This is a genomic window from Mucilaginibacter sediminis (genome assembly GCF_051903035.1).
Lineage (GTDB): Bacteria > Bacteroidota > Bacteroidia > Sphingobacteriales > Sphingobacteriaceae > Mucilaginibacter.
The window spans coordinates 1,711,518-1,738,381 of record NZ_CP170602.1; the positions used below are offsets into that span (position 1 = coordinate 1,711,518).

General features: G+C 41.3%; 18 protein-coding genes. 16 read left to right on the top strand and 2 right to left on the bottom strand.

Going from position 1 to position 26,864, the window contains the following annotated elements:
• Positions 1 to 94 precede the first annotated feature (94 nt).
• The 10 genes from ACFGVS_RS06705 (at position 95) to ACFGVS_RS06750 (ending at position 10,307) form a co-directional block, all read left to right on the top strand.
• On the top strand, positions 95 to 790 hold the full coding sequence (locus ACFGVS_RS06705) for a LytR/AlgR family response regulator transcription factor (protein ID WP_090649985.1): 696 nt from the start codon (positions 95 to 97) through the stop codon (positions 788 to 790).
• 111 nt (positions 791 to 901) lie between these two features.
• Positions 902 to 1,279: a response regulator gene (locus ACFGVS_RS06710; protein WP_090649982.1), complete on the top strand. Its 378-nt coding sequence runs from the start codon at positions 902 to 904 to the stop codon at positions 1,277 to 1,279.
• Positions 1,280 to 1,442: 163 nt separating this feature from the next.
• Positions 1,443 to 1,691, top strand: a complete 249-nt coding sequence (locus ACFGVS_RS06715) for a PqqD family protein (RefSeq protein WP_439697981.1) — start codon at positions 1,443 to 1,445, stop codon at positions 1,689 to 1,691.
• The gene (locus ACFGVS_RS06720; RefSeq protein WP_439697982.1) at positions 1,691 to 2,743 is read left to right on the top strand and encodes an ATP-grasp domain-containing protein; all 1,053 of its coding nucleotides are present in this window, start codon (positions 1,691 to 1,693) and stop codon (positions 2,741 to 2,743) included. Before ACFGVS_RS06715 ends, ACFGVS_RS06720 begins: the two co-directional genes overlap by 1 nt.
• Positions 2,744 to 2,753: 10 nt before the next feature.
• Positions 2,754 to 4,109 (top strand): hypothetical protein, encoded by a 1,356-nt coding sequence (locus ACFGVS_RS06725; RefSeq protein WP_439697983.1) that lies wholly within the window; start codon positions 2,754 to 2,756, stop codon positions 4,107 to 4,109.
• Entirely contained in the window at positions 4,106 to 6,265 is a 2,160-nt protein-coding gene (locus tag ACFGVS_RS06730) for an urea transporter (RefSeq protein ID WP_439697984.1), read from the top strand. Before ACFGVS_RS06725 ends, ACFGVS_RS06730 begins: the two co-directional genes overlap by 4 nt.
• A complete protein-coding gene (locus tag ACFGVS_RS06735; RefSeq protein WP_439697985.1) occupies positions 6,247 to 7,431 on the top strand; it encodes a tetratricopeptide repeat protein in 1,185 nt (394 codons plus the stop codon). Before ACFGVS_RS06730 ends, ACFGVS_RS06735 begins: the two co-directional genes overlap by 19 nt.
• Positions 7,419 to 8,039 carry a tetratricopeptide repeat protein gene (locus ACFGVS_RS06740; RefSeq protein WP_274213063.1) on the top strand — a complete coding sequence of 207 codons (621 nt, stop codon included), beginning with the start codon at positions 7,419 to 7,421 and terminating at the stop codon, positions 8,037 to 8,039. Before ACFGVS_RS06735 ends, ACFGVS_RS06740 begins: the two co-directional genes overlap by 13 nt.
• A 145-nt stretch (positions 8,040 to 8,184) precedes the next feature.
• Complete coding sequence (locus tag ACFGVS_RS06745; protein WP_274213062.1) at positions 8,185 to 9,267, top strand: hypothetical protein; 1,083 nt, start codon at positions 8,185 to 8,187, stop codon at positions 9,265 to 9,267.
• Between the two features lie 134 nt (positions 9,268 to 9,401).
• A complete protein-coding gene (locus tag ACFGVS_RS06750) occupies positions 9,402 to 10,307 on the top strand; it encodes a PepSY-like domain-containing protein (protein WP_439697986.1) in 906 nt (301 codons plus the stop codon).
• Between the two features lie 184 nt (positions 10,308 to 10,491).
• Here the strand turns inward: ACFGVS_RS06750 and ACFGVS_RS06755 are convergent, their stop codons facing one another.
• Positions 10,492 to 13,167: a glycoside hydrolase family 2 protein gene (locus ACFGVS_RS06755; RefSeq protein ID WP_439697987.1), complete on the bottom strand. Its 2,676-nt coding sequence runs from the start codon at positions 13,165 to 13,167 to the stop codon at positions 10,492 to 10,494.
• A 32-nt stretch (positions 13,168 to 13,199) separates the two neighbouring features.
• On the bottom strand, positions 13,200 to 14,639 hold the full coding sequence (locus ACFGVS_RS06760; RefSeq protein WP_439697988.1) for an alpha-L-fucosidase: 1,440 nt from the start codon (positions 14,637 to 14,639) through the stop codon (positions 13,200 to 13,202).
• Between the two features lie 463 nt (positions 14,640 to 15,102).
• On the opposite strand from ACFGVS_RS06760, the gene ACFGVS_RS06765 reads away from it, so the two are divergent.
• The 6 genes from ACFGVS_RS06765 (at position 15,103) to ACFGVS_RS06790 (ending at position 26,847) form a co-directional block, all read left to right on the top strand.
• Positions 15,103 to 15,723 (top strand): RNA polymerase sigma-70 factor, encoded by a 621-nt coding sequence (locus ACFGVS_RS06765; RefSeq protein ID WP_177183835.1) that lies wholly within the window; start codon positions 15,103 to 15,105, stop codon positions 15,721 to 15,723.
• Positions 15,724 to 15,813: 90 nt separating this feature from the next.
• On the top strand, positions 15,814 to 16,911 hold the full coding sequence (locus ACFGVS_RS06770; protein WP_274213058.1) for a FecR family protein: 1,098 nt from the start codon (positions 15,814 to 15,816) through the stop codon (positions 16,909 to 16,911).
• A gap of 241 nt (positions 16,912 to 17,152) precedes the next feature.
• Entirely contained in the window at positions 17,153 to 20,470 is a 3,318-nt protein-coding gene (locus tag ACFGVS_RS06775) for a SusC/RagA family TonB-linked outer membrane protein (protein ID WP_274213057.1), read from the top strand.
• A gap of 6 nt (positions 20,471 to 20,476) precedes the next feature.
• Entirely contained in the window at positions 20,477 to 22,066 is a 1,590-nt protein-coding gene (locus tag ACFGVS_RS06780; protein ID WP_274213056.1) for a SusD/RagB family nutrient-binding outer membrane lipoprotein, read from the top strand.
• Between the two features lie 123 nt (positions 22,067 to 22,189).
• On the top strand, positions 22,190 to 25,504 hold the full coding sequence (locus ACFGVS_RS06785; protein ID WP_439697989.1) for a VCBS repeat-containing protein: 3,315 nt from the start codon (positions 22,190 to 22,192) through the stop codon (positions 25,502 to 25,504).
• On the top strand, positions 25,504 to 26,847 hold the full coding sequence (locus tag ACFGVS_RS06790) for a vanadium-dependent haloperoxidase (protein WP_439697990.1): 1,344 nt from the start codon (positions 25,504 to 25,506) through the stop codon (positions 26,845 to 26,847). The genes ACFGVS_RS06785 and ACFGVS_RS06790 overlap by 1 nt, the downstream gene beginning before the upstream one ends.
• The last annotated feature ends 17 nt before the right edge of the window (positions 26,848 to 26,864 follow it).

The following is a 26,864-nucleotide window of genomic DNA, read 5'->3' on the forward strand; positions in this document are numbered from 1 at the left end:
TTAGAGCTTAAGACTAACACTCATTTTACATTGACAAGACACTAAAAGCTTTTTGCCTTATGCATTCAGCTTTTAGCTTTAAATAAATATCATTATGCAGTTAAAATGTGTAGCCATTGATGATGAGCCGCTGGCGCTGGAGATCATCAAAAAATATGTATCAAATTATCCATCCCTGAAGATGGTAAATACTTTTGAAGACGCCATTTCGGGTGCCGAGTACCTAAAAAGGAACCCGGTAGATGTGCTGTTTGTGGATATTAATATGCCCGATATTACCGGGGTTGACCTGGTACGTTCACTGGACGAGAAGCCGATGATTATATTTACCACCGCCTATAAAAAATTTGCGTTTGAAGGTTTTGAATTGGAGGCGTTGGATTACCTGCTGAAACCCATCAACAGCAACCGCTTTGGCGCAGCCGTGCATAAAGCCATTGATTATTACCAATTTAAGCATACCGACCATACCGCCGAGGATGAACACATTTATGTACATTCGGAATACCGGGTGATAAAAATCGGCATAAGGGATATTGAATACATAGAGAGTATGCAGGATTATATTAAAATCCACCTGCTCAGTGCCGAAAAGCCTATACTCACCTTGATGTCGTTAAAAAGCATGATCGAAAAAATACCGGCTACCCAGTTCATCCGCATCCACAGAAGTTTTGTGGTGGCAAAGGCTCAAATCAGGTCGATATACAACCGCAAGGTAAAATTGCGCAATATCGAACTTCCGGTAGGCACCAATTACGCCGATTTCATCAAAGACTGGTCTAAATGATTGCCTTTTAACCGGTTCATCGGCACATTGGGGGTATTAACCGACACATTGTTTTTAAACAGCGGCATTAAGGCGATTTTTATACTATAAACTTATTTAATCCCCTAACAGATGAAAACTACAGGCAGCAAAAAGAAGATCCTGATTTTAGATAAAAACAGCAGAATGTTATCTGTAATTGATGATATTATGTATTATGGCGATTTTGATGTACACCTTACTTATGATCCCAATGCCATTTATGATAAAGCGAAGGTGATACATCCAGATCTGATCATTTTAGATTATCTATTACTGGATATGGATTGCGCGTTAGTTTGCCAGGATTTTAAGGACGATGAGCAATTGAGGCAGGTGCCCATAATTGTGGTTACAGCTTTCAAAAGCAAAAAGGCCGAGCTGGAATCATACAAATGCGATGCTTTATTTGTAAAACCATTGGATATGGAATTACTGGCATCGAGAATGGAGTATTTAATGGCGTCGTAGTTTGGGTTGGATTGAGTTGATTGAGTTGATTGAGTTGATTGAGTTTATTAAATTGGAGTAAGTTAACTCAATCCAACCCAATCAACCAAAAACATCAGTTTTGTAAAACCCACTTAAACCTGTTAAGTTTAGCCTTTATTATTTACCGTACCTGCAATTATAAATGAAAATTAAAAGTAACATAGCTACCAGCGAAAACGGGTTTATTTTTAACCCTGCAACCGGCGATTCTTTTTCGGGAAATACCATCGCTGCACTGCTGTTATTGGCTATGAAAAGTGGCAAAACAGAAAGTGAGATAAAGCAAGATATCCTGGACAAGTATAACGTAAGTGAGCGCCAGCTGGATCTGGACTGGGAAGACTGGATGGTACAGCTAAAGGAAGCAAACCTGCTTGAAACTGAACGATAATGCCAAACAAGTACAGTAACTTATGCATTGCAGTTACCGGCCTTAACGCTAATGACAACCCGGGGCCAGGGATGGCTGTTATCCGTTCATTAAGGGAAGCTTTTGGGGCAGGATTAAGAGTTATCGGCCTATCCTATGAGTCATTGGAGCCCGGGATTTATTTGCGGGAACATGTAAATAAAACCTATCAAATACCTTACCCAACAGAAGGTACCAGTGCGTTATTAGAAAGATTGGGGTATATCCATCAGCAGGAAAACCTGGATGTTATTATTCCTAATTTTGATTCAGAGCTGTTTAATTTTATAAAGGTAGCGCCGCAGTTACAGCAAATGAGCATTGCTACTTTACTGCCATCGCAACAACAACTGGCCCTGCGCGATAAGGTGAACTTAAAGGATTTTGGAACAAAAAACGGTTTTTACGTTCCTGCCGATCATAAAATATATCATGCCGACGACCTGAAAAAAGCAGCTGATGAGTTTAACTTCCCGATGGTAATAAAAGGTAAATTTTATGATGCCTATGTGGTATATACTATGGACCAGGCCCTTAAAGCCTTTCATCAGCTTAATGCCACGTGGGGAGTACCGGTAATAGCACAGCAATACATAACCGGCACCGAAATAAATATAGCTGCGCTGGGCGATGGTAAAGGCAACAATACCAGCGTAGTGGCCATGCGGAAACTATATATTACCGATAAAGGTAAAGCATGGGCCGGAGTTACCATCAAGGAAGATAAGCTGATTGAACTGGCCGGCAATTTTGCTAAAGCAACCAACTGGAAAGGTGGTTACGAAATGGAGATCATGAGCAATGCCGAGGGGCATTTATATATATTAGAAATTAACCCGCGGTTTCCGGCATGGATTTATTTAACAGCCGGTGCCGGCCAAAACCAGCCCGAAGCTATGGTAAAAATGGCTTTGGGCGATGATGTTTTACCATACACCGATTACCAGGCCGGTAAGTTGTTTGTGCGGTATTCATGGGACCATATTGCCGATATCAGCGATTTTCAGCACATTTCGGTATTTGGCGAATTATAATTTGATTACAATGGAAAAGCTGAAATACGAAAAGCCATATATTAAAAAACTGCACGCCGGCGTGATGAACAAATTTGGCACGCGCACCGGCATACAGCCTGTTAAAAGCATCGAGGGTGTTCCTGTTAAAAGTTTGGTTGAGCAATACGGTTCGCCGGTTTTTGTATTATCAGAAAAACAGATCCGTAAAAATTATCGTTCGGCCTATCGCGCTTTTAGTACCCGTTACCCCAAGGTGCAATTTGCATGGAGTTATAAAACCAATTACCTGAATGCCGTTTGCCAGGTATTTCACCAGGAAGGCAGCTGGGCCGAAGTTGTATCCGGTTTTGAATATCAAAAAGCATTAGGTAACGGCGTGCCGGGCAGCAAGATTATTTTTAACGGGCCTGGCAAATCAAATGACGAATTACAACTGGCTATTGAAAACGACTCGCTTATCCATATAGATCATTTTGAAGAGCTTAACCAGTTACTCGCATTAAGCAACAACCTGGCCAACAAGCCACGCGTTGCCATCCGCGTAAATATGGATACCGGCGTATACCCGCTTTGGGACCGTTTTGGTTTTAATTATGAAAACGGCGAAGCGTGGACAGCCTTATCAAAGGTAATTGATTCGGGCAAGCTACAGCTGGCCGGGTTACATTGCCACATAGGCACCTATATGCTTACAACAGCAGCCTACGGTATTGCGGCAACTAAACTATGTGATTTGGCTATGCGCTGCCAAACGCAATTGAGTCATAAAATAGAATATATTGATATGGGTGGTGGTTTCCCATCAACCAATACTTTAAAAGGCGCCTATTTACCCGGAAATGATACGGTGCCTTCCGTTGACGATTTTGCCGAGGCTATTACATCGATAATGCTCAATTTTGGCTTTGCAAATGACGATTTACCTTTACTTATACTGGAAAGCGGCAGGTTATTGATAGACGACGCCGGTTACCTGCTGGGCACGGTAATAGCCAATAAACGCTTAAGTAATGGTAAAAGGGCTGCCATTATGAATTTTGGCGTAAATATTTTATTCACCTCGTTTTGGTATGAACACCAGATAAGCCCGGCCCAGGACTTTGCGCCGCATACAGAAAATATGGTGGTTTACGGGCCGCTGTGCATGAATATTGATGTAATAAGGGAAAGCATTAACCTGCCCTTGCTTAACCCGGGAGATAACGTGGTAGTACACAAGGTTGGCGCCTACAACATGACGCAGTGGATGCAGTTTATTACGCTTAGGCCTGCTGTGGTTTTAATAGATGAACAACAGCGTACCCACCTTATCCGCAGCAACGAAACACTTGAATATACAGAAGGGCCCGAGCTTATGCCCGAACATTTAAAAGCCAGCAAGTGAAGCAAATTACAGCATTTATAAAATCGGTAGTTAGTTCCTATTCGGTACTGTTTTTTTCGCAGAACCAGATATTAGGGATCATCTTGCTGTTTGTTTCTTTTTTCAATCCTGTATCCGGCTTTGCGGGGTTGGGCTGTGTTGTTTTTTCGTTAATAGTATGCAGGTTGCTAAAGTTTGATGGAGACAATCTGCAACTGGGTATTTATAGTTTTAATTGCCTTTTGTTAGGCATTGCCTTCGGCGCATTTTACAATGTAAATGTTATGTTTTTGCTGTGGCTTTTTGTTGCGTGCTGTGCTGTAATCGTGGCCACAATCATTATCTCCACGCGGTTAGGTACGCAGGGGTTGCCCATGTTATCGCTGCCGTTTGTACTTATATTTTGGTTGGTGCTGCTGGCATCTAATAGTATTTTCGCCATGGGCCTGCAACAAAAAAACAGCTACCTGTTAGAGGAGATTTATGCCGGCCCGGGCAACCATATGGCAGGCATTGAGGGTTACCTGGCTACGGAATTGCCGCAATTTGTAAGTCTTTTCTTCCGCTCATTAAGTGCCGTGCTATTTCAGCATAATATCATCGCGGGGATGCTTATCAGTGTAGGGATGCTTGTTCATTCGCGTATTGCTTTTAGCTTACTCATCATCAGCTTTGTATGCGCAATTGGCATCAACGGGCTCACGCATACTTACCCCGAGGGAATTAGCTATTATCATTTAGGAGCCAATTTCATGATGGCGGCAGTAGCCACTGGAAGTTTTTTTACAATCCCCTCCCTCCGCTCCTATTTGCTGGCAATTTTGAGTATTCCAATGGGTTTTCTTATCATTAATGGCTTAACAGGTTTTATGTCGGTACACGCCTTGCCGGTATTTTCGCTTCCATTTTGCATCGTCAATATCAGCCTCTTATATTTTTTAAAGCTGCGACATACCAGCGGCAAATTACAATTGGTTGTTTTCCAGCACTATTCGCCGGAAAGGAACCTTTACCAGTTTTTAAACCAGGAGGAGCGGCTAAACGATCTTAAATATTACAAGCTGAACCTGCCGTTTATGGGGTATTGGACGGTGTCGCAGGGATACAATGGCAACATAACACACAAAGGAGACTGGGGCCAGGCACTGGATTTTGTAATCAGCGATGATGAGCATAACACATTTCAGTATCCGGGTACCTTGCCCGAACATTTTTATTGCTTTAACAAACCTGTTTTGGCTTGCGGCCCCGGCGTTGTTGAACAGGTTGTAAACAATATAGAAGATAACGCCATAGGCAAAGAAAACCTTAAAGAAAACTGGGGAAACACCGTGGTGATCCGTCATGCAGCAGACTTTTATTCCAAAGTATCGCACCTCAAAAAAAATTCAGTAAAAGTTAAGCCCGGTGATGTTGTAAAAACCGGCGATTTACTTGGTTTGTGCGGCAATTCGGGGCGGTCCCCCGAACCACATCTGCACTTTCAAGTGCAAGCTACGTCATATATCGGGTCAAGGACGTTGAGTTATCCCATATCCCACTATATTAGCCGGGCTGAAAATAAAAACAGATTAATAAACCATACGATACCTGCAGAAGGCGAGCTTGTTGGCAATCCTGAAATTGACACCCAAATTAAAAAGGCATTTGATTTTCAACCAGGATATATTGCAAGCCTTGTATCAGAAAATGGTATTGCCGAAGATTGGGAGGTTTTTAAGGATGCGTTGGGCCAATCATACATTTATAGCAAAACAACGGGTGCCGTTGCTTATTTCATTAACAACGGCGTTATGTTTTATTTTACCAGTTTTTACGGTAGTAAGAAATCGCTGCTTTATAACTTTTACCTGGCGGCATACAAAGTTGTTTTTAGCAATAACGAAGGGATGCCAATAACCGACAAATTACCGCTTAGCGAAACAGTCAATAAGTTTTCACTTTGGCTGCAAGACGTTATTGCACCATTTTACGGGTTTATTAATATTAATTACAATAACTACTATCTGGTTAATAAAAATGGAGTAAGCATCACGTCTAAAATTCATACTGAAATAGCAGGTAAAAAAAACGAGGAAGCTGAGTTAAGCGTTTATGTAGATCATGGCAATCTGATTTCTTTCAGCATCAATTCAAATGGTAAAAACATTACAGCAAAATGGGGTACAAAAAACTAATACTGATTTTTACTTTATTTGTTGCGTTGGCCGCTAAAGCGCAGGATAATAGATTTGCCGTGGCAGATAGTACTGCTGAACAACTGTACAATGCCGGCGATTGGAAACAAATGATCGTATTTGGCAACAAAACTATTGCGGATAGCGTTGATTTCCCAGGCCTGCGTTTTAAACTTGGATATGCTTACATGATAACCGGAAACTATAAGGCAGCTATCGAACACTTTGACCAGGTATTAAGTAATGATTCGGCCATTTTTACCGCGCGCCTGTATGCTTATTACTGCAATACTTATTTAAACAACGACCTTGGGGCATCGTATAACGCCGGTAAACTGGATACGGCAACCAGGCGCGCGCTCAAACTTTCTCCATTTGGATTGATAGATTCAGAACTGGAAAGCGGCATAAAACTGCCCAACAATAGCCAGCGCGATAATGGCTTTTTTGAACGTGCTGGGTTAAGTAACCGCCTGTCGTGGCGTTTGCAGTTAGACCAGTCGTTCATGTTTTTCAGTCAAAACATATTCAGATCATTATTTGACGACAAGGATGCCGACAAATATCTATCGGGCAAAACAGACAGGCAAACAGAATATTTTGTTAGGGCACAATTTGGTATTAGCCCGCACGTAAACGTTATTGGATCGTATCATTACATTTACACTACTTACCGGGGCAGCATAAACAATAGTAATTTAGGTTTATTGGGAATAAAATACAACGGCCGTTTTGTTGACTTACAGGCAGATGTTAATTTTGGCCGATTGATAAACAAAACATTAAAACAATATAATACCAGGCTAAATTTTTATCCGTTGGGCAATCTTAATTTATATACAACAAGTAGGGCATCGGTATTAAACTTAAGCGGAACCAACAGTTTTATATACAACCAGGCATTGGGCTTTAAAGCATTTAACAAAACCTGGCTTGAAACATCGGTAACTTTTGGCAACCAGGACGATTATTTGGATGCTGATGGCCTTTACGTATATAATTCTATCGACCCAACAAAATTTAAATGTGGGGAAACCGTTTTTTACCAGTTAAACACCCACGCCCTGTTGAATTTAAACTATATTTATGAAAAGAAGACGGATATTTACCGCTCTGTAAACTATAACCAGAATTCTGTTACGTTAGGTATAATATGGAAATTTTAAAAAAAACGTTTATAGCAGTATTTTTAATATTATTTGCAGTACAGCTACAGGCCCAAACCAACGCCGTGCTGCAAAAAGCATTTCGTAATAGCTATGTAGATGAACAGAATAAGAATTATACGGCTGCTATAAACGATATTTACCCTTATCTGAGCGACAATAGTTACGAGGTAAATATCCGCTTAGGCTGGCTGCATTATCTAAACAAAAACTATACAGCTTCGCAAGCTTACTATCAAAAAGCCATCAGCATAAAACCTGTTGCTATTGAACCTAAGTTTGGCTTTGTAAAACCCCTGTCGTTTTTACAAAGCTGGGATAAGGTACTTGAACAATACCTGGCTATTTTAAAAATAGACCCGCAAAACACGCAAGCTAACTATTGGGCAGGGGTAATTTATTATAACCGTAAACAATATGATTCCGCTGTAAGGTGTTTTCGGGTAGTTGTAACCCTTTACCCTTTTGACTATGATGGCAACCACATGCTGGGCTGGAGCACGTTGATGGCCGGAAAAAAAACCGAGGCTAAGCCATTTTTTGAACGCGCGCTGGTTATTAAGCCTGCCGATGCTTCAAGCACCGATGGTTTAAACCGTTGTAATTAATCGGTACAATATGGTCGTTTATCGATTTACTATAATTTTTGTCGGGCCGGCATTATACTTTTGATTGATTTTGAAGCGTTTTGTAATCTCGTTGTATAAATCATTAGCCAACCATTAACGCACTATTACCGTATATAAGTTATAAATGAAAATAAAATATTTACTTTTAAAAATGCAGCTTATTGGCTGTCTTTTAATAATTATAACTTTTAGTTCCTGCAAAAAAGATAAAACAAGTGCCGTTGTAAACGCGACGCCGGTAACAATTGGGTTATACGAATATGCCAGCGGCGTTGATAAGAGGTTATTAGTTCCCATTACAAAAATAGGCACGCAAACTGTAAACTACGGAACCATATTTGATACTGGGTCACCGGGAATGACTTTGGATGCTAACGGTATTTTGCCGGCATCGATGATAACATCTGCGGGTATCACAGTAACAGGCGACTCAATTGTGGTAAGCGGTATCACCGTAACTTCAAAAACATCGACCATCAGCTTTGGGGATGCAACAGGTACCACAATAGAATACGGAAATTTAGCTTATGCCAACGTTACCGTTGGAAATTCATTAGGAAGCCTGGAATTAAAACGGGTTCCATTTTTTTTATATTACAAAATAAAAGACAGCAAGGGTAACATATATCCCGCCCATTCGGCAGACGTTTTTGGGGTGGGCACCGGAACAAGCAGCACAAATACCAATATATCGAGCCCTTTAAAATCCTATTCTTACGGTACCGGCCTAACCAGCGGCTTTAAACTGGCAACATTAAGCAGCACCTCGTTCCTGGGCACGCCTACGTATGTTTCCAACTTGCTTACTATTGGATTAACCAGTGCTGACTTATCGTCGGCCGGGTTTATTATGCACCCATTATTGCCAAAATATAGTTACAATCCATACATCGAAGGAACGTTAACTTATAACAATAAAACCATCGATGCTATATTTTTATTTGATACAGGTACGCCGTCGGTGAGCACTATCGAAGACAAGCTTGCGGTCGCCGCTGTTTCTTTGCCAACCAATACAACAGTTACTTTAAAAACCAACCAGGGTTTTACTTATACCTACGTTACATCAAGCACGGGTAATCTTACGCAAGTAGCAAACCCTAATACTACACAAGATTACCGCACCATTTTCAGCCTCGACTTTTTTATAAAAAACGAGTATCTGACAAATTACGCAAGTCGTATTATTGGGTTAAAGAATAATTAACAGCAAAATTCATTCGTCGATAAATAACTGCGTTTTATCGACACATCGTTGCCTGTCAAATCCATCACTGGTAATTTTAAATAACAATCCCGATAACTATATCGGGTACCATTTATTAATCAAAATCAATCCAGATGAAAACGAAAATTACTTATTCATGGGTGTTGGTGCTGGCCGTTATCTTCGGTTTGGCTTCTTGCCAAAAAGAAAGCGGCACTAAAACAACTACTACCACGACTACAACTTCTTCTACCATTGCATCAACAGGCGCTATTGCCATTAGCCTGGCATCGGGTACAACCGACTCGGTTTATATGGTTGGCTGCTTTGGCCATCACGACAAAAAAGATTCTGTTGCATTTAGCGCATTACCCACAGCCATTGGCACTTACTTAACTGCAAATTACAGCGGCTACACGTTTAAAAAAGCATATGCAATTACTGATAGTGCCAAAACTGTTATTAACTACATTGTAGTAATTAAATACAATAGCGCATTGGTTGGTCTTAAATTTACCGCTGCAGGTGTATTTGTAAGTACCCTTGAGCAACGCGATGGCCATGATTTACAAGGCCCGGGGTGGCACCATGGTGGCCCGTTTGATAACCGGGATGGCAAACACCGTGATACCATAGCTTTAACTGCACTACCATCTGCGGTGACAAGTTATTTTAAAACCACTTATCCAACAGATACCTTGCTTCATGCGTCTATTACGCCAGATAGTGCCTATGTATTGGTAAGCAAAAACAACGGCTTATTTATTACAGTTGTTAAAGCAACCGGGACTTTAATAAAACGCATGCAAATTGACAAACACGTTGGTACCCATGTTGCGATAATTGCGGCTAACCTGCCAACTGCCATTACTACTTATTTAACAGCCACCTATCCCGGCTACGTTTTTGATAGAGCTTTTTCACATAGCGAAGGCGGCGTAATCAAAGGATATGATGTAGAGATTACTTCAAATAGTACCAAATACGTAATTGTATTTGATGCCACGGGCACCTTTGTAAAGGCTTTCGCTGTCCATTAAAAATCCCCCATTAAATTAATATATAGTAAAGCCGGCTCTCTTTAAACAGAGGCCGGCTTTTTTTGCGTTTTGATGCCTGCTGTCTTTCTTCAAAGACAAAATAGTCAAGCTTAGTTCAGACCGGTTATCCCCGTTAGCAGGAAAAGTGTTGTTACGACGGCCGGCCTGATTTTTATATTTGTCTCTATTCGTCTATACTTATCGTTTGCGGAACATTTGAGGCATTCCAGCCGTTAATGCTCACCTCAAGCTTTTTCTTAAATGCAGGTACATTATAATCAATAACTAACTTTTTTTCCTCTCCAGGCAACACTGTAACATAATTATCACTGTAAAATGCCGGCAATACCCTTGTTTTGCTGTCCGCATCTACCAACGCTACCCTGTTAAAAAAAGCAAGCACACTGTTCTCTTTGTTAACTAACGTAACTTCTACCCTGCCTGGTTTTATATATTTTGCTTTAACCGATAATTCTTCAGCTTTCATTTTTTGCAGACCTGAAAATCCTCCTTTGCTATCCGGAATCCAGTAAGTATTATCGGTAATTACTTTTTTGCTTTCATCCAGCAGTTGTAACGACAGAAAAACGCCCTCCTTTGCGGCCAGCTTATCAACCGTGCCTTTTATAGAGAAATACTTTTTAACAGTAGTGGCATTTATATCAGCAAAAACCTGGGTAAGCAAATTTTCTTTGCCCTCCATATCATAGGTTTTTACTACCATCATCATGCTACGGCGTGCTTTAAATGTATTGTTGGCCACCATTACCATTCCGTTAATTGGATTGTACATGATGTGGAATGGGGTGCTGCCGTTATGCAAGCCATATAAGCAGGCATTGGGGTCAAGGTAATAGTCATACATCTGGCCGCGCATGGCTGTCCACGGGTTTTGGGTTTTCCATATGATGAAACCAGTATACCAATCCCACATATGCGATGTAAAACCTTCGGCAAGGCCGCGATACTGGTCATAGTTTACCAGTTGGGCTTTCATGGCAAAATCGGCAGCATTTTTGGCTTTGCCATATTTATTAATTGCGGTATCATAGCCAATGTATTTATGATAATCCCAAACGCTGTCTGTTTTTGTTTTGTGGGTCTCCTCGTCGTATACCGGCGGAACCATATTGGCCGAGGGTATAAAACGTTTTAATGATTCATAATCGCCAACGCCAACCGAGCCAACTTCGGAATTGAATGGAAATGTTTTAAACTCCCAAAATACCGGCAGCGGCTGAATACCGTATGGCCCATCGCCGTTACCACCCAATACATTGTGCGACATGCTATCAGAGTTGGAGTAATCAACAAACCAGCGGGTATTATCCAATTTTGGTAAAATGGTATCGCGCAAAGCAGTCAGGATATCTTCGGGTGGTGTTATCTCATTGCCGCCGCACCAAATGGCCAACGAGGCATAATTACGTACCATTTTTATCTGGTCAATTGCTGAACGAAGGAACAAGCCATGATCATCAGGATATTTGCGGCGCGTCCATTGGTCGTCCAGCTTTTGGGGATCCTGCCAGCGGCCGTTGCAATCGCCAGATCCCCAGAGGTCCTGGAAAACCAGGATACCATATTTATCACAGGCCTCAAAAAATTCAGGGCGCTCAATCATGGCACCACCCCATACCCTTATCAGGTTCAGGTTCATATCACGATGAAAACGCACTTCGGCATCATAACGCGTATCCGAAAGGCGCAGCATGGCGTCAGATATTACCCAGTTACCACCCTTGATAAAAATTTTCTGGCCGTTAACCATAATCTGGCGGCTGCCGGTATGTTCGTTATATTCACTCGTCAGTTGCCGTACCCCAATATTAAGCTGATGCTGATCTGACACAGCCTTACCCGCAGCTGCAAACTTTAACTTGAATTTATAAAGATGCTGATCGCCGTAACCATTAGGCCACCAAAGTTTAGGATTGGGAAGGCTATAATCGGCAAAACTGACATTGGTAGTGGAGTTTGGTTTCAGGCTCACTGGCTTGGAGATGGTTTTACCATCCAGTTCAAAACTTAACGAGCCGTTTACCATTGCCGCAGTTGGGTTGCTTAATTCGGCCGCCACTTTAATAACCGCAGGTTGTTGCGCGCCTTCAGGAAGCCTTACACCGGGCACTAATGTAACAATGTGCTCATCCGCTATGCGTACCGCCCCTGTTTTTTGGATGGTTACTTTGTCCCATATACCGGTATTCCTGTCGCGCATGGGCTGTATCCAATCCCATCCGGCCGTGTACTGTAAACCAACGTTGCGTGCAATTGTACCGTCGCCGCCCTGGCCGCCATTTGGGTTGCCAACAACGTCTGGTGGATGCACCAATACCGCCAGGCGGTTATCTCCGTTTTTTGCGAGGTAAGGCGTTATATTGTAGTTAAACCGCAAAAACATCCCTTTCTGAATTGTTCTGTTCAGCTTATGTCCGTTCAAATAAATATCGCAGCTATAATTTATTCCCCTAAAATTAAGGTAAACCTGGTTGCTGCCCGATGCCGGTGTTTCTTTAAAATCTTTGGTGAACCAATAGGTATAATAATCGGCGCCAGTTTTATAAATATCTACAATGTGCTCGTTGTTCATGCCCCAAAATGGATCGGGCACTTTTTGGTTGTTTAATAACGTGGTCAAAACTGTTCCCGGTACTGTAGCCGGCATCCAGGCTGTAGTGTTAAATGCCGGAGTTGACAATACTGTTCCGCTTTCTTTTACACTGCCTATCGGCGCACATTTCCAGCCGGAATTTAGTTCGTAACTACTTTGGGCGTATATATTAACAAAGGGCAGTATCAGAGCCAACGTAACAAGCAGTTTTAGCTTTGCCGGCCTGTAAATTAAAGTTGAGGGCATTTTTTATAGTTTAATATATGATGTAGTAAATGTTAATATTGAATTTTAATTACCGCTGCTTGTTTTAAACCTGATTGCGTTTGCAAAGCTGCAGGTATCGCTACGTTTATTGCTCCCCCTTTCACAGTAAATTTTAGTTTTTGATTGGTACCCAGCAGGCTTATTTTTTTAATCTTGCCCTGGCCTGATAAGTGCATAGCTATTTGAGCCGGTAAACTTACTTCATCCTGGCCTTTTGGTGCCAGTACAAAAGCGTAAACGCTATTACCCGCTTTAGTATAGTAGGTATTTCCCTCAGAGTACGGCGCTATGGCATCCGAACTATAAATACCTTCGCCGTTAATTTTCATCCAGTCTCCAATTTGTTTGAGGCGAGTGTAAGCCACCGGATCCCAATCGCCATCAGGGCCGGGGCCAATGTTCATGAGCAGGTTACCGCCACGTGAAACAATTTTCACCAATAGGGTTACAATTTCATTAGCCGATTTGTAATGATCGCCAGGCACATAGCTCCAGGAATTGCCCATGGTGATACAGCTTTCCCAGGGATGATCAAGGGGTACATCCGGTACCTGCTGCTCGGGCGTAGTATAATTTTCATATTGACCCGCCACGGTACGGTCAACAACTATAAGGCCCGGCTGTTTAATCCTGGCTGCTTTGGCGATTTTTGCCATATCAATATCCTGATCATACGGAATGGTACGTTGCCAGTCAACAGCGGCATCAATTGTGTTTTTTGGCCTCACCCAGCCGCCATCCAGCCATAAAATGTCAACTTTGCCATAATCGGTCATTAGTTCCTGGATCTGGTTAAAGGTAAAATCCTTAAACTTTTGCCAGCGATCCGGATATTTAGCCGGGTCGTAGTTCACATTCCTGTCTTTAGGCGGAAAATAAGGCCACCAGTAATACTCCGTATGCCAATCTGGCTTTGAAAAATAAGCCCCGATCATAAAATTTTCTTTGCTAAAAGCACTAAAAACTTCTTTGACCACATTACTGCGTGGGTTAGTTGAAAAAGGTGTTTTTGTACTGGTTACTTTGTAATCTGTTTGTTTTGTATCAAACATGCTAAAGCCATCATGGTGTTTAGTAGTAAATACTACATATTTCATCCCGGCATACTTGGCCGCTGCCACCCATTTTTCGGGGTTGAATTTAGTTGGGTTGAAGGTTGTTTGTAAATTTTCATAGGCTTTTTTATACCCGTTATAATCGGCACCATACGGTCCGCGTCGCTGCGTCCACCCCTCATCTTCGGGACAGATACTCCAGCTTTCAACCACCCCCCACTGGCTATAGGTACCCCAGTGCATAAAAAGTCCAAACTTAAGCCCCTGCCATTTATGAAGATTTTTTTGCACCAGCGAGTCATCGGACACTACATAATCTTTTGACATATTATGTTGCTGCGCCACGACATTGCCCATGGGCAAAAGGAAAGAGATAAAAACCAACAGTTTTTTCATTTATATATGTATTTTTTGTTTCTTTATAAAATAACCGATTTAAACGCCAAAAAAAAACAATTCTGATAATATCCAATAAAAACCGGGTAAAATCCGGATATTTTAAGTGTATTTTTATGCGTAATAAATTAACAATATTCTTACTTAGTGTATTAGATACAACACTTATCTCTGCGGCAAAAATGTTAAAAAAGTATCAATACCTTATCACATTACCTCATTTCTTGTCAGATACGGGGTAAAAATGTCAGTTTAACATTTTAAAATACCTCAAAAATGACCTTTAAACACCCTATTGACAACTTTATAAGCCAATTTGCCTACACACTAAGTAAATAAATTTTGAGTTAGATGAATTTCCGATTAAAAAGTTGTCGAAATTAAAATAAATGCTTGTTTTTGTTATCAAATTGTTACATTGCATCGCGATAATTGTTTTGTGCAACACTTAACTATTAAACTATTGAAAATTTCTAAAACAGATACTTCGGGTTTATGGAATCAGGTTTGTTTTAATGATGATATTAAAGCATTTGAATTATTGTTTCATAATTTAAACACCCGGCTTATTAAGTTTTGTATTTTTTACATACGCCAGAAAGAAGCCGCTGAAGACATCGTATCTGATGTATTTATCAAATGTTGGGAATCACGTAAAAGCCTCACCGAAGTTGCCAATCCCGAAACTTATTTGTTTGTGGCGGTTAAAAACCAATCGTTCAATTATTTAAAAAAATTCTCCAATATCCACCTTGTACAGATAGAAGCTTCAGACGAAGTTGAATTTGTAAATACTTTTGATCCCGAAAAGGAATTAGAACGCAAAGAGCTTCATTTTTTATTAGATAAGGCTATCGCATCTCTCCCTCAACAGGCATGCATCATTTTTAAATTAATTAAAGAGGATGGCATGAAATATAAGGAAGTGGCCGAAATTTTAAACATATCGCCCCGTACTGTACAAACTCAGCTTTTTAGGGCGATGAAGAAATTAAGCATCATTCTTTCGGCGCATCAACTTGCATCTAAATCATCAGAGAGGGCATCTTCTGACCATGACATCATGGGGCTTTCGTTGTTATAGGAATTCTTTTTAAATTTTTTTTCAAAGCTTGTAGGCAATTTTAAAAAAACTATTGTCCTATCTAAAAACAAGCCCGCTTTAGGCGAAAAAATGGTGAACGAAAGGTTTATTGAACTGTTAACAAAAAAGCTCTCGGATGAGATGAATGCTGCAGAATTGGAGGAATTCAATTTTTTGCTTGCAAACGATGAGGCTTGCAGGCAGCAAAACACTTTTTTTAAAACCTACTGGATAAAAAACGAGGAACTGTATTCAAATACCAACCTGATGTTTCAGCGCATCGTATCTAAAATTGAGGTACCTGCAACAGAAATACAACAACAGAATAGTGAGGCGACCGGCGAGCGTTTTAAAACCCGCCGCATGATTATATTTTTACGGAGCCTGGCAGCGTTGTTAATAATCGGGATTGGTTTATCTGCTACTTATTATTTAAAGGCTTACAATCAAAAAAGCTTTGCGTTGGCTGATTTTCAGCAGAAAAAGACCTCAAGCCGCGTAAAATCAAAAATTTACTTAAGCGACGGAACTGTAGTAACATTAAATTCCGAAACTACTTTAAAATATCCATCATCATTTACAGGGCCTACGCGAGAGGTTTACCTTAATGGTGAAGCTTTTTTTGATGTAGCCAAAGATCATCAGCATCCTTTTATAGTACACGCGGGTAAAATGAGCATCAGGGTTGTTGGTACTGCCTTCAACGTGAAATCGTATAAAAACGATATTGCGAGCGAAACCACCCTTATCAGGGGTTCCATTGAAGTTACCCTGGCCGACAGACCATCAGATAGGATTATCCTTAAACCAAATGAAAAGCTTATTTTAAAAAGCACTACGTTTAAAAGGCATACCATTAACCGTAATTTGGTGGCGCAAACTCCCGATACTGCAAAAACAAGCTACGCGCTTACCAACCTTACTTACTTAAAATCAAATGACACTACTGTGGTTGAAACCTCGTGGGTAAATAACCGACTGATTTTTAAGGACGAGGACTTTTCCGAAATTGCCAACAAAATGGAGCGCTGGTATGGCATCAAAATAAACTTTAAAAACACAGATGCTAAAGACTATCATTTTACCGGTGTTTTTGAAAAAGAAAACATTTTGCAAGCCTTAAAGGCACTGCAAATGATCGAACCATTTTCATACAAGTACAAAAATGAAACCGTATACATTTATTAACCTAATACAGACAATAAATAAGCCTATGACATAAAGAAAGCTTTACATACCACAAAAAAAACGGGAATTACCAGAGGTAACTCCCGCGAAGATGAAGATCTGTTAGTTAATCATGCAATGTTCTCTCGAACAGAACATTGCCATTTAATCAAGTCACCTTTAATTAAGTAAAAGTATGAAATATTTTAAACACCCAAAGGGTGTAAGAGATAACTATTGGCTATTTAAGTCCATATTAATAATGAAATTGACATTTATTTTAGTAGTAGCCTTTAGTCTGCAATCCATTGCAAATGTCTACTCGCAACAAAAAGTCACGTTTAACATAAAATCGGCAGATTTTAGTAAGGTTATCTCTGCTATTCAAAAGCAGACTAACTACCACTTCGTTTTCAGCGAGCGTAAAATCCCATCAACCAAAAAGATAACGCTTAATGTACAAAACGAAGAGGTTACGTCGGTTTTGAATAAGCTTTTGGCAAACTCCGACTTTACCTACACCCAACTTGAAAACAACCTGATCGTTATCTCTCAAAAAAATGAAGTTGTAAATGCTGCGGTTGTAAAAGGTAAAGTAGTTGACGAAAACGGTACACCGGCGCCTGGCGTTTCAGTAAGGATTAAAGGAACAACCACAGGCACTATAACAGATGCCAATGGTAACTTCTCTATCAATGCCCCAGCCAACGCTGTACTTATTTTCTCTTTTTTAGGTTATGAAAACCAGGAAGTACCTGTTGGCGGTAAGAGCGAATTATCTGTAAAGCTTACAGTATCTGCTAAAAGCCTGAACGAAGTTGTAGTAACGGCTTTGGGTATCAAAAAAGATTCTAAAAAATTAGGTTATGCTGTATCAACGGTTAACGGCGCTGTAATGGACAAAGCAAAAGAATCAAACGTTGCTATGTCGTTAGAAGGTCGTGTTGCCGGTTTAAGCATCAGCGGTGCAAACGGTGGCGCCGGTTCATCAGCACGTATATTATTACGTGGTGTAACAAGTACCGGATCTACCCAGGGCCCGTTATTTGTTATTAACGGCGTACCTATGGACAATACCCAAAGAGGCCAATCGGGCGAATGGGGCGGTGCTGACTATGGCGATGGTATCGCTAACATCAATCCTGATGACATTGAAACCATGACTGTTTTGAAAGGTCAGTCTGCATCAGCCCTGTACGGTACACGTGCTACAGGCGGTGTAATCCTGATCACAACCAAATCGGGCAAAAAAAATTCTGGCTTTGGTGTTGAATACAATACTAACTACCAGATGGATAAGGTATATGACAATACCGATTTTCAGACTCAATACGGACAGGGTGAAAATGGTGTTAAACCAACAACCGTTGCCGGCGCTTTAAGTTCAGGTAACTTAGCCTGGGGTGCAAAGCTTGATGGTTCGTCGGTTATCCAGTTTGACGGCAAAAGCTATGCTTACTCAAAAACCAGTGACGACTATACTAAGTTTTACAAAACCGGCGGTACTTTTACAAACACTGTATCATTAACAGGTGGTGGCGAATCAGGTGCTTTCCGTTTGTCATTATCTGATTACAATAACCACGCAATTACTCCTAACAGTGGCTTAAACAGAAAAACTTTCAACTTTAACGGTTCGCAAACTGTTATCAAAAACCTTGATATAAACCTGGTTGCAAACTACGTAATTGATGACGCTAAAAATCGCTCTGGTTTAAGTGACGGTCCGGGTAACCCAAATAACGTTCAATTCCTGGCGCCAAATGAGGCTCAAAGCATATTATCTCCAGGTACAACAGCGTCAGGTGCTGAGCAACAATGGAATAATGATATCTATGTAACTAACCCTTATTTTGCTGCTTACAAATTTGTAAGCAACACAAAAAGAGAGCGTTTAATATCTTCTATATCAGCAAGGTATGCTATTACACCATGGGCTTACGCTCAAGGTCGTATTGGTTATGATAAAATCAATGATAACAGGTTAAACATTGAGCCTACCGGTACAGCTTACGTTGGCGGCAATGGTAACATGAATACCCAAACTTCTCAGACTACAGAGTTTAACGCTGATGTATTATTTGGCGCTAAGCATGACCTTGTAAAAAACTGGGTAAATCTTGATTTATCTGTGGGTGGTAACGTACGTAAAAGTGATTTTAGAGGCACACAAATTGGCGGTAGCAACTTCATTATCCCTTATTTTTACGATTTATCAAACCTGCCAAGCAGGAACAGCGGAAACCTTGATCCCAAAAAACTTGAAGTGCACTCAGCCTATTATACAGCAGATTTCGCTATCAAAGATTTCTTAGTATTAGGAACAACCGGTCGTTATGACTATTATAGCAGTATCGGAAAAGATTTAGGCCCGGGCATCTTTACACCATCTGTATCGGCAAGTTTTATTTTCTCTGATCTTGTACACGTTAATGGGTTAGATTTTGGAAAACTTCGTGTTGCTTACGCAAAAACAAGCGCAGGCGCTGATCCTTATGCCAACCAGATTTACTATAGTGTAAACAATTCTATCAATGGCGTAAACGCAGGTGGTTTCAGCTCTCAATTGGCTAATTTATTATTAAAGCCTTACACCTTAACTGAGGTTGAGATAGGAACAGAGTTGAAATTTTTCAATGATCGCTTTGGATTAGACGTAGCATATTTCAATCGCAAAACAAAGAATGAAATTGTTAATGGCAGCATTGATTGGTCAACAGGCTACACAAATGCTTACGCCGCTACTGCCTCAGTACAGAATAAGGGTATAGAAGTTGAATTACATGGTACACCTATAAAAGGAAAAGATTTTACCTGGTCACCTTCATTTAACTTTACTTATGTAAAAAATAAAGTGTTGGAAACGGATAAAACCGGCGCTAACATTGGCTTAGGTACATACCGTCCATTAAACGCTACTACAGCATTTGTTAAAGGTATGGCTGGTCCGCAAATATTGGCAAATGACTATGCCCGCGACGCCAACGGCAATATCATTTTTGATGCAAACGGTATCCCAACTACTACCGCACGTATCCCAATGGGTAGTGTTATTCCTAAATTCTACGGTGGTTTAAATAACGACTTTAGCTACAAGAACTTCAATTTAGGCTTCCTGATTGATTATCGCTTTGGCAACAAAGTACTGTCTGCAACTAATTATTACAGTATCTTCCGCGGTTTAAACCAAATGACACTTGTAGGTCGTGAAAGTGGAGTTGTTGGTCAGGGTGTTACTGCAACAGGTGCAACAAACACTGTAAATGTACCAGCCGAAACTTACTACCAGGCTTTGGCCCGTGGTGTCTCGGCATTGAACGTACTTGATGGTAGCTTTATCAAACTTCGTCAGGTAACCTTCGGTTATACATTTGGTAAAAACTACCTGGCAAATACTCCCCTTAGTTCAATTACCTTCTCGTTAGTAGCAAGAAACTTGTGGACTATCATGAAGCATACCGATAATATCGATCCTGAATCAAATTTTGCTCCCGGTATTAACTATGCCGGTATTGAAGGCACAAGCGTTCCTGCTGTTAGGACTTATGGGTTTAACTTAAACTTCAAATTAAAAAAATAACAAAAGATGAAAAAACGATATATATATAGTTTTTTGCTTGCCGGGGCTACGCTTTTTGCAGGCTGTTCAAAAAACTTTGACCAGGTTAACGTCAATCCCACCAAGGTAAGTGCCGACTTGTTCAATCCAAACTTTTTAATGGCACAGGCACAAATCCAGTTTTCAAATACAGGATATGACCAATTGTTATTTCAAAGTATGTGGTCTCAGGCTCTTGCGTCAACCTATGATTATTATGGTAATGGTGATAAATATGTTGCATCGGGCAGTTTCCAGGATTATAAATCCCGCACATGGAACAATGGTTATAGTGCAACTACACTGATAGATGAAATGAAAAACCTGGTTGCAGGTAAGGCAGAATATGCTAACCTTGACAATTGCGGTACAATATTACGTGTATTGATGTTAGAGCGTGTTACTGATGCTTACGGCGATATCCCATTTTCACAGGAAGGCCAGGCAAAAACAGGTATTTTCACACCTGTTTTTGATTCACAAAAAGATATCTATGCTTCAATGCTTAGTCAACTGGATAAAGCATGTGCTGCATTAGATGCTACAAAAGCCGGCCCAACAAGCGATTTATTCTATAGTGGCAATGTTGCCCAGTGGAAAAAATTGGGTTATTCATTAATGCTACGTGCCGCAATGCGTTTAACCAAGGTTGACGCTGCTACAGCTAAAACATATGCTGAAAAAGCTTATGCAGGCGGTACAATGGCTGGCATTGCGGATAACGCTAAAGTGAAAGCCGACTACACCAATGGTAACGGCAACTCAGATGCTGCTGCATTATTGGTTACAGATGACTTCAGGGAAGTTAGATGGGGTAAAACTCTTATCGATTATATGAAAAGCACTGCAGATCCACGCGTTAGCGCTGTTGCCGAAATTTCGGCCGGAACAGGTAAAGCGGCCAATGAAACCAAGGCAGCGGGTGTAAGTACCTATGCTTTACAATTTGGTATGCCAAACGGTTACGACTTAAAAGGAGGCTCAACTGATATTTCAAAAGCTCCGGGATATCCTGGCACTTCGCCGGCTGATCCATCTGTTTCGGGCGATGCACCAGCACCTGTTGGTAAATACTCACGTCCTAAATTTGCAGTATATGATGATCGTAACCGCTATAACTTCCTGTTAACTTACGGCGAAACCGAACTATTATTGGCAGAAGCTTCCTTTAGAGGCTGGGCAACTGGTGTTGCTGCCACTCATTATGCAAATGCCCTTAAGGCTGATATGGAAACATTAAGTCAGTTTGGCACTACATCTGTTGATGCTGCGGCTATAACTACTTATGTTGCTGCTCACCCTTTAGTAGCAGGTACCGAGTTACAACAAATCAACATGGAATATTATGTAGAAACTGCAACAGTATTCAACTTTAACGAAAACTGGAATAACTGGAAGAGATCTGGCTTCCCTGTTTTGACCAAAGTGTCTTACTCAAATCAGTTTGCTACGGACATACCAAGAAGGTGTGATTATCCGGTTACCTTACCTTCAACCAACGGTGCAAATTACGCTGCCGCGGTTGCTAAGTTAAGCGGTGGAGATAGCTTCACCTCAAGGATTTACTGGGACAAATAAAATTTAATTTTCTAACAAACAGGGAGGCAATATTGCCTCCCTGTTTGTTTTTACTACCGCTACATTGTTTAACAATCTTTTTAGAACTGTGTACCCAAAACATGAGTTTTAATTAAAGTATTTATGTCCCTGTTTAATTCATATTTCTTAAAACGGTTTGTAGGTTTACCCGCTTTAGCAACTGTTGCGTTTAGTTTTTCGGCACTTCCCTCCTACGCTCAGCAGCCTTTATTCAAGCTATTGAATAGCAAAGAAACCAATATTAAATTCAGCAATGATATCAACGAGACCGAATCACTCAACGTGTTATCATATGAGTATTTTTATAATGGTGGCGGTGTAGCGGTTGGCGATATTAACAATGATGGCCTGCCCGACCTGATGTTTACCGGGAATATGAAGCCGAACAAACTTTATCTGAACCAGGGGCATATGAAGTTTAAGGACATAACCAATGATGCCAGCCCCGACCTTGGCGGCCGGCCCGATTCCTGGAAAACAGGTGTAACCATGGCCGATGTTAATGGCGACGGATTACTGGATATTTATGTATGCTACTCGGGCAAAACTGATAACGCCACCCGGAGCAACCAGCTATTTATAAACCAGGGCGATAACAAATTTAAAGAGCAAGCGAAAGAATACGGTTTAGCCGACCCGGGATACAGTACCCAAGCTGTGTTTTTTGACTATGATAATGATGGCGACCTGGACATGTTCCTGCTGAACCATAACATTAAAAAGATTGATAACATGGAACTGGCCCGTTATAAAGATCAAACAGATGATCTGGCCAGCAACAAACTATTCCGCAATGATAACGGGCACTTTGCCGATGTATCAAAAGCGGCCGGGATAGTACAAAACCCGCTCACCTTTGGGTTGGGCGTGGCCATTGCCGATATTAATAAGGATGGATGGCCCGATATTTATGTAACCAACGATTACAACGAACCTGATTACATTTACATTAATAACCACAACGGAACTTTTGCCGAAAAATCAAAAGAAATGTTAAGGCACATGTCGCACTTTTCGATGGGTGTTGATATTGCTGATTTTAACAATGACGGCCTGCCCGACATTATGACCCTTGATATGCTGCCCGAGGATAACCACAGGCAAAAATCACTTCAACTGGAAGAAAACTACGAGTCTTTTGCACTGATGCAAAACCAGGGACTTTACAAACAATATATGCGTAATATGCTGCAGCTAAATAACGGTGACGGCACATTTAGCGAAATAGCACAGCTGGCCGGCGTATCAAATACCGACTGGAGCTGGTGCCCCCTTATTGCCGATTTTGACAACGATGGATACAAAGACATCTTTATCACCAATGGATATTTAAGGGACTACACCAATAAAGATTTTTTACGTTACTGGGGCGATTATAAGATAAAAAAAGCAATGGCCGGCGAGCCATTCCGCCTGATGGACCTGGTGATGGCCATGCCTTCAACCGCCGTGCCCGACTATATTTTCAAAAACAATCGTGACCTTACGTTTACTAATAAACAGGTAGAATGGGGCCTCAACCAGCAAAATATATCAAGCGGCGCAGTATATGCCGACCTGGATAACGATGGCGACCTGGATCTTGTAGTAAACAATATCAACCAGCCGGCATCCATCTACCAAAACACCAGCCGCGAGGCTAACAACACTTCGTACATTGCGGTAAAATTGAAAGGTACAGGCAAAAACACTAATGCCATAGGCGCTAAAGTAAGCGTGTATAACGGCAAAAATATCCAATACCAGGAGGTAAACCCAAACCGGGGATATTTATCATGCGTATCAACCACGCTGAATTTTGGCTTGGGAGATCTGAAGAAAGTTGATTCTATCCGGGTTACCTGGCCGGATAACTCCACCCAGTTACTAAAGGATGTAAATGCCAATCAGTTGCTTACTGTTAAATATGATCCAAGCGGAAAATTTTCCGGGCAAACTACCGAAATTAAGAAAACCATATTTAAACGCGCCGAGCCCGTTATAGAATTTAAACCTGAAGAAATTACACTGAACGATTTTAAACGCCAGTTATTGATGCTGTTCATGTACTCCAAAACCGCGCCGGTTATTACCAAAGCCGATGTAAACGGTGATGGGCTGGAAGATTTATTTATAAGCGGCGAAAAGGACAGCCCTGGCAAAATATACCTGCAACAGGCCGGCGGCAAGTACCTGGCTAAAGACATAATTCGGGGCGGCATAGATAACATCGGCACAACAGCGGCAGCCGCTTTTTTTGATGCCAACGGCGATGGTAAAGCCGATTTGTACGTTGCAAAAGGCGGTTATTCGTTGTATGAACCCAACACTGCCGATTTACAGGACGAACTTTATATAAACGAGGGTAATGGCCGGTTTGTGCTATCGCCTACTGCCCTGCCGGTAATGAATGCCAACAGCAAATCGGTAGTAAAAGCGTGCGATTTTGATGGTGATGGCGATTTTGACTTGTTTATAGGTGGCCGGGTAATACCAGGCCAATACCCACTGGAACCGCAAAGCTATTTGCTGGTTAACGATGGCAAAGGTAAGTTTACCACCGCCGTTGCACCATTTAATAAAATTGGCATGGTAACAGATGCCCAATGGATTGACCTTAATAATGATGGGCGTAAAGACCTGGTTTTATGCGGCGAGTTTATGCCGGTAACCATTTTCATCAATACTAAAGAAGGTTTTACCAATAAAACCGCAGATTATTTTAATACCCCGCAAAAAGGATTCTGGAACAAAATTGCCTTTGCCGATGTAAACGGCGACGGCAAACCAGACCTGATAGCCGGTAATCTTGGCCTAAATACCCAGATTAAAGCCACAGATAAAGAGCCTGCCGAAATGTATTTTACCGATGTTGACGGCAACGGCTCTATCGATCCGTTTTTTAATTTTTATATCCAGGGTAAAAGCTATCCCTTTGTAAGTCGCGATGAGTTAAACGAGCAGATTTACCCTATGCGCCGCAAGTTCAACTCGTACAAAATGTATGCGGATGCTACTATTAATGAAATTTTTAGCGCCGATAACATGGCCAAAGCCGTAAAATTGAGCGTTAACAATATGCAGACAATGCTGTACCTCAACATTAATGGCAAATTCACGGCGGCACCTTTACCAACAGAAGCGCAGTTTGCCCCTGTAAGCGAGATCCTGACCGGCGATTTTGACCACGATGGACATACCGACATCCTTTTATTAGGTAACCACTCGGACAACCGCCTGAAGATTGGCAGTATTGATGCAAATTATGGCTGCTTGTTAAAAGGTGATGGCAAAGGTGGTTTCACTTATGTTAATCAGCCGACATCAGGACTTTCGGTTATGGGCGATGTAAAATCGGCAGTGGAGATCAACATCAACAATACATTATATTTACTGATAGGCGTAAGCGACGGGCCGCTTCAATTTTATAAAGAATAATGAATTACTTAAAAAAATCGCTCCTGATATTTTGCGCGTTGATAACACAGCAATGCTACGCTCAAAATACTAATAATAATTACCCTGATTATTTGCAGCCAGATCATGCAGTAAACGCGGTAACCATGGTGATGTTGCATGATGTGGTTGGCCCTCCCGTTGCCGCGCGCTATTACGCTTATGTAATGCTGGGCGCCTATAATATTGTAGCAGCCAACAATAAAAACATCCCCGAACTGCAAAAATTCATCAAAGATTACAAGGCCAACAGTACCCTGGATACCATCCGCTTAAAATACGACTATAAAATTGCCGCTTTTTACAGCATCCTGGAAACTGCCAAGTTGCTGCTGCCATCCGGATTCATGATGACTGATGACCAGGATGCATTTGTGCAGTTGCTAAAAAAAACAAATATAGACTCCACCATCATTCAAAACTCCATTAAAGTAGCAAAGTTGGCCTCGGCCGCCGCTGTCGCGTTTTCAAAAACAGACCATTACAGCCAGCTGAGTGCACTAAAGAGATATACCCCTATTAAAGACGAAAGTAAATGGTACCCTACCCCGCCGGGATATTTTGAAGCCCTGGAGCCCAACTGGAAAACCATCCGCACAATGGTGATAGATTCGGCCAATCAATATAAGCCCGCTCCGTTGATCCCTTTTAGTAAAGATACTTCATCGGCATTTTATAAACAGGTAAAGGCCGTTTACGACGTGTCAAAACATCTTTCGACAGAGCAAATTAACATTGCCCTGTTTTGGGATTGCAACCCATTTGCCATCACCACATCCGGCCATATGGCTATTGGCTATAAAAAGATCAGTCCGGGTGGGCATTGGATGCACGTAACTGGTTTGGTAACCCGCCAGGCAGGGCTTGATTTTGACCATTCTATCGAGGTAACAACCTTAGTGGGCGTTACACTGATGGATGCCTTCATCAGCTGTTGGGAAGAAAAATTCACCAGTAACCGAATCCGCCCGGAAACTTTTATTAACCGGTACATGGATGTTAAATGGCAACCAGTTTTACAAACGCCACCTTTCCCGGAGTATACCAGCGGACACGCTGTTATCTCCAATGCATCGGCCGAAATGCTAACCTATTTGCTGGGCGATAATTTTGCCTATACCGACAATACCGAAATTCCTTTTGGCAGCGGCCAGCGCGATTTCAAGTCATTCCGCCAGGCGGCAGCCGAAGCGTCAATGTCGCGTTTTTATGGCGGTATCCACTATATGCAAAGTATAGAAAATGGCAACGCGCAAGGTAAGAAAGTTGGAAACGCCATTATAACCAAAATAAAAAAAGCTGGTATATTGCCGCTTGTTAAATAAAACTCATCTATCTGCAT

What these genes read in the sequence shown, in the direction of transcription:
- ACFGVS_RS06740 (WP_274213063.1), top strand. Translation starts at nt 7,419, where the DNA reads ATGGAAATTTTAAAAAAAACGTTTATAGCAGTATTTTTAATATTATTT.
- ACFGVS_RS06770 (WP_274213058.1), top strand. Translation starts at nt 15,814, where the DNA reads ATGGTGAACGAAAGGTTTATTGAACTGTTAACAAAAAAGCTCTCGGAT.
- ACFGVS_RS06720 (WP_439697982.1), top strand. Translation starts at nt 1,691, where the DNA reads ATGCCAAACAAGTACAGTAACTTATGCATTGCAGTTACCGGCCTTAAC.
- ACFGVS_RS06775 (WP_274213057.1), top strand. Translation starts at nt 17,153, where the DNA reads ATGAAATTGACATTTATTTTAGTAGTAGCCTTTAGTCTGCAATCCATT.
- ACFGVS_RS06780 (WP_274213056.1), top strand. Translation starts at nt 20,477, where the DNA reads ATGAAAAAACGATATATATATAGTTTTTTGCTTGCCGGGGCTACGCTT.
- ACFGVS_RS06750 (WP_439697986.1), top strand. Translation starts at nt 9,402, where the DNA reads ATGAAAACGAAAATTACTTATTCATGGGTGTTGGTGCTGGCCGTTATC.
- ACFGVS_RS06735 (WP_439697985.1), top strand. Translation starts at nt 6,247, where the DNA reads ATGGGGTACAAAAAACTAATACTGATTTTTACTTTATTTGTTGCGTTG.
- ACFGVS_RS06745 (WP_274213062.1), top strand. Translation starts at nt 8,185, where the DNA reads ATGAAAATAAAATATTTACTTTTAAAAATGCAGCTTATTGGCTGTCTT.
- ACFGVS_RS06725 (WP_439697983.1), top strand. Translation starts at nt 2,754, where the DNA reads ATGGAAAAGCTGAAATACGAAAAGCCATATATTAAAAAACTGCACGCC.
- ACFGVS_RS06710 (WP_090649982.1), top strand. Translation starts at nt 902, where the DNA reads ATGAAAACTACAGGCAGCAAAAAGAAGATCCTGATTTTAGATAAAAAC.
- ACFGVS_RS06715 (WP_439697981.1), top strand. Translation starts at nt 1,443, where the DNA reads ATGAAAATTAAAAGTAACATAGCTACCAGCGAAAACGGGTTTATTTTT.
- ACFGVS_RS06705 (WP_090649985.1), top strand. Translation starts at nt 95, where the DNA reads ATGCAGTTAAAATGTGTAGCCATTGATGATGAGCCGCTGGCGCTGGAG.
- ACFGVS_RS06760 (WP_439697988.1), bottom strand. Translation starts at nt 14,639, where the DNA reads ATGAAAAAACTGTTGGTTTTTATCTCTTTCCTTTTGCCCATGGGCAAT.
- ACFGVS_RS06785 (WP_439697989.1), top strand. Translation starts at nt 22,190, where the DNA reads ATGTCCCTGTTTAATTCATATTTCTTAAAACGGTTTGTAGGTTTACCC.
- ACFGVS_RS06790 (WP_439697990.1), top strand. Translation starts at nt 25,504, where the DNA reads ATGAATTACTTAAAAAAATCGCTCCTGATATTTTGCGCGTTGATAACA.
- ACFGVS_RS06755 (WP_439697987.1), bottom strand. Translation starts at nt 13,167, where the DNA reads ATGCCCTCAACTTTAATTTACAGGCCGGCAAAGCTAAAACTGCTTGTT.